This is a genomic window from Alteromonas sp. 4NH20-0104, from assembly GCF_057547795.1.
In genome coordinates, this window is the sequence record NZ_BAAJLP010000023.1 from 79,847 (window position 1) to 91,043 (window position 11,197).

Sequence of the window (11,197 nt, forward strand, 5' to 3'; positions counted from 1 at the left end):
CCTGTTCACTTAAAAAGAAACTTCCAGACCAAGGGTAATTCGGCGAGGGACAGGAAAGACTTCGTTCGGGGTTTCGGGATCTTCACTCAACGTGCCATCTGGCGTGATGGTCAGGAGATTCTGTGCCTGTAAGTACACTCTTGCGTCGGCGAGACCAAAACGGTCAACAAAATCCAGGGTTGGCGTATAGCCGATGCTGAGGTTGCGTAATTTTAGATACGTCCCTTCCTCCCAGAAAAAGCTTGATTGACGCCCCTCACCATTATTATCAATGAGGGTGAGTGCCGGCACATCGCTATCGGCATTCTGTGGTGTCCATGCATCGAGTGTTCGCGCCCCATAATTAGAGCCGATATTCAAAGAAGTGAAATCTGTAAATAAACGCCAGTTATTGCGAATCTGACCGCCTTTCACTCCCTGCCAGAACATATTGAAATCCCAGTTTTTATACTTGAACGTGAAGTTCATGCCATAAATGAAATCCGGATCGGTATCGGCAAAGAAATCCTGGTCGTTTTCATCAATCACACCGTTACCATCGAGGTCCTGCCAACGTATACGGCCTGGTGCAGCGCCAGACTGACTGGCATGCTCATCAACTTCCGCCTGACTGCCGAAGATTCCATCTGCCACATAGCCATACACTGAGTTAATTGAGCGCCCCAGGATAGTTTTGTCCTGCCCATTACCGCCAAACGAATTCACCACATCTTCGGGCAGAGCCGTTACCGTGTTTTCGGCCGATGAGATATTGAAATTAATATCAACCAGTAATTCGTCTTCGAGCAATCCGGTATCGATCCACTTTTCATACCCCAACACGAGCTCCACGCCGGCATTTTCAATTGTGCCACCATTCACCCATTTTTGAGCCCCTTCGCCTAGCGTAGCAATCGGTTGAGTAAGAGTGAGAATGTCGCGCGTTTCTTTCTCAAACCAGTCAAAACTGCCATAAACAGTGCTATCAAATAGTTCGAAATCGACACCCAGGTTTATTTGCGTAGAGGTTTCCCACTTGAGATCTGCATTACCAGTCTGCGCGCGGACGAAGCCAGAAGGTAACGTGCCGCCATTCGCACCGGTAATATCATAGGCCGTACCTTCATCCTGCTGGTTGGTGAACAAGGACTGTGTAGCATAGCGAGGTACGTAGGTAGTGACAGTCGCGTTAGTGGGAATTTCCTGATTGCCAGTCTCCCCCCAGCTTCCTCTCAATTTAAGCGTGTTAATAAAGTCAACGTCAAAAAACGACTCGTTACTCACCACCCAACCTATTGATGCTGCTGGGAAGTTACCGTACTCATTTTCTTCGCCAAATCTGGAAGAGCCATCACGACGAATGGTAAACGAAGCCAGATAGCGGTTATCATAATTATAATCAGCCCGGGCAAATTGAGAATCCAGTGACCAGGTATCTCCTTCACCTTCTACGCGAACGTCGGAAGTGGCCTGAGACAAATAAGCGAACGAACGATCATCAGAAGCAAAACCGGAGCCAATGCCTCTGGACAATTCTCGTTCATAGTTAATCTGCTCAACACCCACGAGAAAGTTCAACTTGTGCAGATCATTGAGAACCAGTTTATAAGTAGCCGTACCGCCGGTAATAATACTCTGGCTCCAATTATCCTCTACCGTTAGCCGGTCAGCACCGCTCAATGAGCCCGCAGTATATGCACGGGTAAAATTGCGGAAGTAAAACTGGCTATAATCAACTCCAACATTACCTCTTAAGACTAGATTTTCGATTGGGGTATATTCAACGAAGAAATTTGCCATGACTTTATTGTAGGTGTGACCGTTATCCCGGTTTTGCTCAATAATCCGTACTGGATTATCTCTGTCGGTAATTCCCGGCACCGGGCCACCCCAGCCACCCACATCATTGTAGACGGGCACGATTGATTGCTGCTCAATAGATAACCCGAGTATCTGACCAGCAAGATCATTGATCAGGTTCGCTTTTTGGTCAGTAATAAGAAAAGTTTGTCCGACCTTAATCTTGTCTTCTACTACTTCATGCTCTGAGTTCGCTCTGAAAGACAGTCGCTCAAACTTTGAACCATCGACGATACCTTCGGCTTCAAAATATCCAATCGAAGTATAAAATGTTGATACGTCATTCCCCCCTGCAACTGAAAAGTTCATATCTGACACTTTTGATGTTCTGGTCACTTCATCGAACCAGTTAGTGTCAGCCGGACGCTGAACCCCTTCTGGATCAGTATAGGTAGGTAATATGACTGAGTATAATTGTGGGCTTTCGAAATCCTGATTCCAGTCAAAGGTATATAACGGACTAGCCGAATTTGGATTTGAGCCGTCATTCACAGCGGCCTGCCACACGACAGCTCCCCGCTCCAGCGTATTGAGCGGCTGTAAATCATAGTCGTACTCTTCGATACTTTGGTTATACCGGAAATTAAAATCCAGGCCGTCATAGCCTTGTTTCGTAGTCACAACTATTACGCCATTGCCGGAACGGGCACCATAAATACTTGCAGCTGCCGCATCGCGTAACACCTGTACATCGGCAATATCACTACTGTTAATTTCATGTAAACCAGACTTCGTTGGTATCCCGTCAATAATATAAAGCGGATCATTATTGCCTAACGGTCCTAACCCCTGGCCACGGATCCTCACGGTAGCAGTCGAACTTGGATTACCTGTGGTGGTGATCTGTAAACCCGGCACCCGGCCCTGCAGGTTTTGCATTATATTGCCTGCCGGTAGGTCAATAATATCCTCGAGGTCAACGGTCGCGATAGCGCCGGTCAGATCGGTTTTCTCAACTGCGCTGTAACCATAAGATATTTCAATAACCTCTACTTCACTCGGCGTTTCCACCGGTTCTGCGTCTGACTCTGTTTCCTGTGCCTGTAACGGCAGTGTCATTAGCATAAAAGCCAGAGGAGCGGGTTTTATTGCCGCGCGCAACTGGTTTGCTAATGGGTGCAATTTGTGGTCTTTCATATCGCGTCCCGAAAGTTGAAGTGGTGTTAAACCTAATTAAACAACGTTGTCTTTTTACCTTAACTTAATATTAATATCAAGATCAACAAAAAATTAACAATACGGTGATATTGAAGATAACGGAATTGCCCAACATGACGTTACTAAACTAATTAGCTCAGTCTAGATGTCTCACAATTGAATTGAAGTTTTTTCCGTTGGCTATGCTCATTGTTGTAGTGGTTCCTTACTGAACAAACGCGATCGCCATGTTTTATCCCAATTATTCGGCGAAATTAATGGTTGAAAACTACAGAAGTTAGCAGTCAGCATTTACCCAGTTAGCTGACTGCTATTGTGACAAGGAATCAACTTAAAACTAATGTGCGCATAATCCGAATACAGAATTCCCCCGGTAACACACTACAGAGCTCAACCAAATTTTTGGCCCGATGTATAGCAAACATCCATAGCATGGCAGTATTGTATTTGCCAAACTGATTGTGACTTAATCAAACCACCTCGGCCAGATTACCTTTGCTTTCCAGCCAGGTTTTACGGTCGCCGCTGCGTTTCTTGGCCAGCAACATGTCCATCATTTCGAGCATTTCGTCGTTATCGTCAGCAGTTAGCTGCACTAAGCGACGGGTATTGGGGTCCATGGTGGTTTCCCGCAGTTGTAGCGGGTTCATTTCACCCAGACCTTTAAACCGCTGTACATTCACCTTGCCGCGCTTTTTATCGGCTTCGATACGGTCGAGGATCCCTTGTTTTTCAGCTTCATCCAGCGCATAGAACACTTCCTTCCCCACATCGATTCTGAACAGCGGAGGCATAGCAACGTATACATGCCCGGCATTCACCAGGGCGCGGAAATGCCGCACAAACAATGCACACAGTAAGGTGGCAATGTGCAGACCATCGGAGTCAGCATCGGCCAGGATACAAATTTTACCGTAGCGTAAACCGGTTAAATCTTCGGAGTCCGGATCGATACCCAGAGCAACCGAAATATCATGGATTTCCTGCGAGGCCAGAATTTGTCCGGAATCCACCTCCCAGCTGTTCAGGATCTTACCACGCAGCGGCATAATAGCCTGGAACTCGCGGTCGCGGGCCTGTTTGGCAGAACCGCCGGCTGAATCCCCTTCCACCAGGAAGAGTTCAGACTGGGTAATATCCTGTGAACCACAGTCGGTTAATTTGCCCGGGAGAGCCGGCCCCTGAGTCACCTTTTTACGGGCAACCTTTTTGTTTTGACGTAAACGGCGCTGGGCATTGTTAATACACATTTCCGCCAGCGTTTCGGCAATGTCGGTATGCTGGTTCAGCCACAGGCTAAAGGAATCTTTTACCACTCCGGAAACAAAGGCCGACGCCTGACGTGATGACAGGCGCTCTTTGGTCTGCCCGGCAAACTGCGGATCGTGCATTTTAGTTGATAAGATATAAGCACAGCGATCCCAGATATCGTCAGGTGTCAGCTTTACGCCACGTGGTAACAAACTGCGAAACTCACAGAACTCACGCATAGACTCCAGTAATCCCTGCCGTAAACCATTTACATGCGTACCGCCCTGGGCCGTTGGGATAAGGTTAACGTAACTTTCAGTGGTAAGCTCACCACCTTCCGGGAGCCACATAACGGCCCAATCGGCGGCTTCGCCATTACCACTAAAACTGCCGGTAAACGGCACATCATCGGGCACTGTGATGTATTCTTTAACAGCGCTTAGCAGGTAATCCTGTAAGCCGTCTTCGTAGTACCACTCATGCGTTTCTTTGTTAATTTTATCTTCAAACTTAATGCGTAACCCCGGACAAAGCACCGCTTTAGCACGCAGGTTGTGGCACAATTTAGAGACTGAGAATTTAGCCGAATCAAAATATTGCGGATCAGGCCAGAAACGCACGCTGGTGCCGGTATTGCGTCGGCCACAGGTATCAATAACGTTGAGGTCTTCAACTCTGTCGCCATCGGCAAAAACAATAAAATAAACCTGGCTGTCTCGTCGTATGGTCACTTCCACCCGGTTAGACAGTGCGTTAACCACGGATATCCCCACACCGTGCAGACCACCGGAATATTCGTAATTTTTATTGGAAAACTTACCGCCGGCGTGGAGCTTGGTCATGATCAGCTCAACCCCGGAGATTTTTTCTTCCGGGTGAATATCCACCGGCATCCCGCGGCCATCATCAACCACTTCCAGTGACTGATCTTCATGTAGAACGACCTTGATATTCGAGGCATGCCCGGCCAGAGCCTCATCCACGCTGTTGTCGATCACTTCCTGACCCAGGTGATTCGGGCGGGTGGTGTCTGTGTACATTCCCGGACGCCGTTTTACCGGTTCCAGACCATTTAGGACCTCAATTGCATCTGAATTATATTGATTCGACATTGTTGTGATTATTCTTCGTTTGAGCTGCACACGTGTTGCCAGAACAGGGGCCTGAGAGGACGCTGCTAAAACAACCTTTTACCTGATGTTATCAGGGGTATGATAGAAGCGCAATTTGCCCTATTCATCTGCATTCAGGAACGCCAGAATCCCTTCAAGATGCGCTTCATAATTCACAAAACTGTGATCGCCACCTTCTTCAACGTAGATATCAGCGCCGGCGTAACGTGTTACTGCTTCCCGGTAGTCGAGGGTTTCATCACCGGTTTGCAGAAGCACCTTGTAGTGCTCAGGATGACTGAGCTGGGGCTGATAAAAGCGGCGAACGTGCTCAATATCGTCCTCGGCGAGAACAAACCGCGTATTGGTATAGGGGTTAACGTGTTCACCGAGGTACGCTTTGAGTAACTCAAACGGGGCCACCGCCGGATTGATCAGTACCGCTTTGCCGCCGTACTGCTCAGTTAGCCAGGTAGCCATATAGCCGCCCATAGAACTACCTATCACTTTAAGGCCTTCATTGAGCAGTTCAGGGTTATCGCTCAGTAGTGTCTTTAACTGCCCTTCAAGTTCGCCCGGGCTGTTTGATAATTCCGGGCAAATAAAGGTTGTTTCAGGAAAATGTTGCAGCAGGTACGCCCGGGTTTGGTTGGCTTTTAACGAGCTTGGAGAGCTTAAGAATCCATGTAGGTAAAGTATCGACGCCATAACGACTCCTGTTTTATTGCGTTATCCGATGTATGCGGGAGGTAAAAGCCCCATTATCTGCCCATTCAATTACCCGAAACCCTGGTTTTTCAATGGCCACGCCAAATTCGGCTGAAAGTTGCCACTGCCAGCACGAAGAAGGCACACCAAGTACCGGTGTATCGCTAAGCTGGGCCTGGGTTTCGGCGTGAATATGGCCATGTAATACAGCTTTTACCGGGTGCTTAGCAAGCCAGCGGGTTAACGCCTCGGTATTTTGCAGCGCATGATTATCCATCCAGCTACCCGTGGCAACCGGATGATGATGGATTGCCAGCAAATGCCCGGCATCCCATGCCCGGGCGATGCTGGATGCAACGCTGGCCAGTTGCTTTTCATTAATCACGCCAAGTGTTCCCTCAAATCGCGTATCCAGGCCATGAATATATTTGCCGTTGAGTACCCAGGGCGTATCCGCCTGTAACCAGTTGGTTTTGAGCGTCTCATCAAAATAAGAGTTATTGTCGTGATTACCGGGGATCACCCGCCATGGTATCTCCCCACCCCATCGGTTCAGCAGACTCAGAAATAACTGATAACTGGCCCCGCTATCGTCGCCGGAGATATCTCCGGTAAATAACAGACCGTCTGGTTGTTGCTCAAGGGCAGCAATCAGCACAGAAGTCAGAGATTGAGCGGGATTAATATCACCGTAGGCGGATAATTCGGGTGATTCAAACAAATGACAATCAGATATTTGGATCAGCTTCATTCAGGTTGAGGCAATAGGTTGGGCGTTGTGATTTAAACAAAAATTCAGCCATTCGGTTAAAAATAAATTCACCATGTGCTTTTCGTTTCTCAACCGCATTTTTGCATTGGGATATTCATAAGAGGGCGCCAGGGCACCGGCATTCTGACTCGAGGTGACTTCGGCCATTCGCGCATCATGATACAGCCTGACCGTCATGGACGGTTTGAGATAGTCCGGCGTGGATAGATTCACCTGTTCTACCAGAATAGTACTGGTATAGCGTGCGGACTCAATAATTTGAATCCGATAAGAAAGCCCTAGTCCAGCAGTAAACCGGTAGGTTAAATCTTCGGTATCACAGTCGGGTAACATGGTTAAAAGATGCACGTAATTACGCTCGCAGATTGCCTGCAAGGTGGGTAAATTCGGTACATATTTACGCTTGTTACTGGTCACCGGACTGCCACTGTTCTAACAAAGTGTGTTTGTTCATAAAGAACCATTGTAACGCAATTATGCTTGCAGCGTTGTCTATTTTACCCGATTCAAGCCACTCTCTGGCTGTATCCTCTGCCACCCGGTGGACTAAAATATCTTCTGATTCATACTCCAGTCCGTGCACGCCGGAGGCATTAGCCGCATCGGTACAGGCCACATAAACATGCAGCCGTTCGGTAGTTCCGCCCGGACTGGCCAGGTAACTCAGCGCCTTAGTCAGGTTAGTCAGTGCGATACCGGCTTCTTCCTCTGCTTCGCGGTGACACACCGATTCCTGACTTTCGCCTTCATCGATGATGCCGGCAATGATTTCTATTAACCAGGGCGACTCGGTAGTGGGTAATGCACCAATACGAATTTGCTCGATTAACACAAATTCCTGACGTACCGGATCGTAAGGCAACACCGCTACAGCGTGGCCCCGCTCGAAGATTTCCCGGCTGATGTTGCCGGTCCAGCTACCGTCGTATTTCTTATGCGAAAAATCGTAGCGAACCATTGTGAAAAAGCCTTCGTACAAGGGTTCAATTGCGGCGATTTTGACGTCTTCTGAGTTGAAACGTTGAATTTTCGCTGTCATTGCATTCTCATTTATTGGTTAAACCAGTTAATATACGCGATTGAATATTTACGATCATGAGTGTATATATAATTTTGCATGAACACGCTCAGGCAAATAAGACACATATTCTGTTACACTTACGCAAGCTCTGTTACGACTTAGTGGTGTCTTTTATTATGCGATTTTTTTAAAGTACACCAATGTAATTGAAGTGAGATCGTCATTTGGGTGCATGGTTCGGGCAAAGGCATACCCGTTAACCATACTAGCGTAATATTGCTACCCATATCACCCATTTAGTTAGTAAACACAGTTGAGATTGAAGGCACAAACATGAAAAAAACACTTTTATCGCTAATGCTTGGTCTGGGAATGACCACGCCAGTATTAGCAGATAGCTTATTGGACGTTTATCAACAAGCCATGGCCAACGATCCGGTTGTTAAGGGTGCAAAAGCACAACGCGATGCTGCTTATCAGGCCATTCCCATTAGCCGTGCCGCGCTGTTACCACAAATTTCAGGCTCACTGGGGTATTCTACCTCTACCAGTGAATCAACGCAGAACATCCAGCGCGAAGACGAAAATGGCAATCCGACCTTCGAAATTGTTGATGTAGAAGTTGATCGTGACTCAACCAGTTGGGGCATTGACCTGAATATGTCTTTATATGATCACTCTCGCTGGTTAGGACTGGATCAGGCCGAGTTAACCGCTGAGCAAAGTGACGCTACCTATGCTGCGGCAGTACAGCAACTGATTGTACGGACTGTTACATCATATCTGGATGTATTGCGCGCACAGGATAATCTGGATTTTGTTCAGGCCGAAAAGCGCGCCATTGAGCGTCAACTGGAACAAACCAAACAACGTTTTGAAGTTGGCTTAACGGCTATTACCGATGTGCATGAAGCTCAGGCTAATTACGACAGCACAGTGGCTCAGGAAATTGTGGCCGAAAACCGTATTGAATTAGCCCGTGAAGCGCTGCGTGTTATAACCGGTAAATATCACGACCGCCTAGATGTGCTGGATACCAAACGTTTCGCCGCCTCTGCGCCAGCTCCACAAGCGGTTACTGAATGGCTCAGCATTGCTGAAGAATCCAACCTGACCTTATTAGCACAGCGACTGGCTATGGATGTTGCTAAAATGGAAATCGATATAGCTACAGCGGGACACTACCCTACACTTGGCTTATCGGCATCATACGGCAGCTCAAAAACCGAAGTTTCATCACCGTTTTTCACCAACGAAACACCTTTCCAGGATAGCCAAAGCATTGGCTTAAATGTTTCTGTGCCTATCTACCAGGGTGGTCAGGTATCAGCGCAATCAGATCGCGCCCGGGCTCTGTTCGTTAGCGCAGGGCAGGATTTAGAACTAGCGCATCGTCAGGCTATCCAGTCGGTACGCAGTTCATACAATGACGTGAAAGCCGCTATCTCAACCATTCGGGCGCTGGAGCAAGCGGTACTTTCTGCAGAAAGTGCGTTAAAGGCAACCGAAGCGGGCTTTGATGTGGGTACACGTACTATTGTAGACGTACTGAATAGCACCCGTAATCTGTTCGACGCTCGCGCTAATCTGTCTGGCGCGCGTTATGACTTTATTCAGGCTATGGTGTCACTTAAAGAAGCCGCCGGTAACCTCACGGCCAACGATCTTGAACTGGTAAGCCAGGGCATGCGTGAAGCGCCGATTGATGCAGAGTAAAGTTGTCTGAATAACTAAAAAACGCGCCCACAAGGCGCGTTTTTTATTGCTTAAATGGGATGTCAGGGCTTGAGTGTAAACTGCAGGGCTTCAAGTCGTTGAAGGATCTCTTCCATAGACGCCTTTATTTTAAGGGTTTCTTCAACACTCGGCGCATGGTTATTTAATTGTTCTGCCAGTTGCGCTAATTTAGCTTGCAAACTTTCACTGCTGTCGTCCATGATACGGCCTGAAAAATTGATATCTCACAATCATATAGTCTTATTTCACGATTCTCAAACGAAACTAACTGACCATGAAGGCATCTCATCTCCAGCATAAATTTGAACAGGTTCGTAGCAACAAGCTATTCGAACTGTTTGTTATTGCAGTTATTTTATTCTCAGCATTACTCGTAGGGGCTAAAACCTACGACATGCCAAGCACGGTTAATCAGGTTACCAATGTACTTGATTGGCTAATTAGCGCGTTCTTTTTAATAGAAATTACCATTCGGTTTTTGGGCGAGAGAAACAAACTCGATTTCTTCAAGAGCTTCTGGAACTGGTTCGATACACTGATAGTGTTAGTCAGTTTACTGCCAATGGAAAACAGTGATACCGCGCTGATAGCCCGACTGGTGAGGGTATTCAGGGTTCTTAGGATGATATCCATTATTCCGGAGCTGCGAATACTGCTGGTGTCATTGATGAAAGCCTTACCGCAGCTTGGCTACGTCATGCTGCTGATGTTTATTATTTTCTATATTTACGCAGCCATCGGCAGCACGTTATTTGAAGACATTAATCCGAAGCTTTGGGGCGACATCACTATTTCACTATTAACCTTATTCAGGGTAATGACCTTTGAAGACTGGACAGACGTGATGTACGAAACAATGGAAGTCTATCCATTAAGCTGGTTCTACTACCTCAGCTTTATCTTTTTCACGGCTTTCGCGTTTTTAAATATGGTGATTGGTATTGTGGTCAATGTCATGGAAGAGGAAAACGCCAAGGCTTATCGGGAAGCCCACAAAGATGAACCGACCATCAATGATATCGCCGCTCATCTAAAGCGCCTGGAACAGAAAATTGATGGCATGCAGCGAAAGGAATAATAGCACTTTAAAGGGCTAAGCCAGCCTGTTCAGGCGATCCCGGATAAGCACTACGTGCTTTCCGGGATGACGGAATAATTAATACCGGCTCAAGGCCGGTATGACGTTGAGGTGTTGGCCGATATAACAGAAATGTATTTGCTCGCTCCCATACTCAAAGCAATGCTAACCAAACCTGGATATCCCCCGGAAACGCTCTGCGTTATCCGGGGTCTGAATGTCATCCCGGAAGGCCCAAGGGGCCTATCCGGGAACCCCTTGCATGTTATCGTGGGCTAAAAATTTCCGCACTTTAAGATCAATAAGGGCTTTTTTAGAGCCGCAAAATTTCACAGTATTTTGAGTAAGCCAGCCTGTTCAGGCGATCCCGGGTAATCACTGCGTGCTTTCCGGGATGACGGAGTAAAAGCTATCTTGCCTGAGCCAGCCTGTTCAGGAGATCCCGGATAAGCACTTCGTGCTTTCCGGGATGACGGAGTAAAAGCTATCTTGCCTGAGCCAGCCTGTTCAGGAGATCCCGG

At 47.4% G+C, this 11,197-nt stretch carries 10 protein-coding genes; 2 read left to right on the forward strand and 8 right to left on the reverse strand.

Translation table 11 applies throughout. The features are described 5' to 3' along the window. Positions 1 to 9: 9 nt before the first annotated feature. From AC27IB_RS16220 to nudF, 6 genes are all read right to left on the reverse strand, one after another. On the reverse strand, positions 10 to 2,976 hold the full coding sequence (locus tag AC27IB_RS16220; RefSeq protein ID WP_487122216.1) for a SusC/RagA family TonB-linked outer membrane protein: 2,967 nt from the start codon (positions 2,974 to 2,976) through the stop codon (positions 10 to 12). A gap of 491 nt (positions 2,977 to 3,467) precedes the next feature. After that, a complete protein-coding gene (gene parE, locus AC27IB_RS16225; RefSeq protein ID WP_487122218.1) occupies positions 3,468 to 5,360 on the reverse strand; it encodes a DNA topoisomerase IV subunit B in 1,893 nt (630 codons plus the stop codon). 120 nt (positions 5,361 to 5,480) lie between these two features. Beyond that, positions 5,481 to 6,068 carry a YqiA/YcfP family alpha/beta fold hydrolase gene (locus AC27IB_RS16230; protein ID WP_487122220.1) on the reverse strand — a complete coding sequence of 196 codons (588 nt, stop codon included), beginning with the start codon at positions 6,066 to 6,068 and terminating at the stop codon, positions 5,481 to 5,483. Positions 6,069 to 6,081: 13 nt separating this feature from the next. After that, complete coding sequence (locus AC27IB_RS16235; RefSeq protein ID WP_487122222.1) at positions 6,082 to 6,819, reverse strand: metallophosphoesterase family protein; 738 nt, start codon at positions 6,817 to 6,819, stop codon at positions 6,082 to 6,084. Further along, positions 6,820 to 7,215, reverse strand: a complete 396-nt coding sequence (locus AC27IB_RS16240) for a DUF1249 domain-containing protein (RefSeq protein ID WP_296051144.1) — start codon at positions 7,213 to 7,215, stop codon at positions 6,820 to 6,822. It abuts the gene before it with no gap. A 31-nt stretch (positions 7,216 to 7,246) separates the two neighbouring features. Further along, entirely contained in the window at positions 7,247 to 7,879 is a 633-nt protein-coding gene (gene nudF / locus AC27IB_RS16245) for an ADP-ribose diphosphatase (protein WP_296051131.1), read from the reverse strand. Positions 7,880 to 8,194: 315 nt separating this feature from the next. On the opposite strand from nudF, the gene tolC reads away from it, so the two are divergent. Next, positions 8,195 to 9,577 carry an outer membrane channel protein TolC gene (gene tolC, locus AC27IB_RS16250; RefSeq protein ID WP_487122223.1) on the forward strand — a complete coding sequence of 461 codons (1,383 nt, stop codon included), beginning with the start codon at positions 8,195 to 8,197 and terminating at the stop codon, positions 9,575 to 9,577. Positions 9,578 to 9,639: 62 nt separating this feature from the next. Here tolC and AC27IB_RS16255 read toward each other — a convergent pair whose 3' ends face one another. Then, complete coding sequence (locus AC27IB_RS16255) at positions 9,640 to 9,798, reverse strand: hypothetical protein (RefSeq protein ID WP_487122225.1); 159 nt, start codon at positions 9,796 to 9,798, stop codon at positions 9,640 to 9,642. Positions 9,799 to 9,872: 74 nt separating this feature from the next. Here AC27IB_RS16255 and AC27IB_RS16260 point away from each other — a divergent pair, with 74 nt between their 5' ends. Then, positions 9,873 to 10,676, forward strand: a complete 804-nt coding sequence (locus AC27IB_RS16260) for an ion transporter (RefSeq protein ID WP_296051138.1) — start codon at positions 9,873 to 9,875, stop codon at positions 10,674 to 10,676. A gap of 329 nt (positions 10,677 to 11,005) precedes the next feature. On the opposite strand, the gene AC27IB_RS16265 is transcribed toward AC27IB_RS16260, so the two are convergent. Next, on the reverse strand, positions 11,006 to 11,197 hold a 192-nt coding region (locus AC27IB_RS16265; protein ID WP_487122227.1), incomplete at its 5' end, for a hypothetical protein.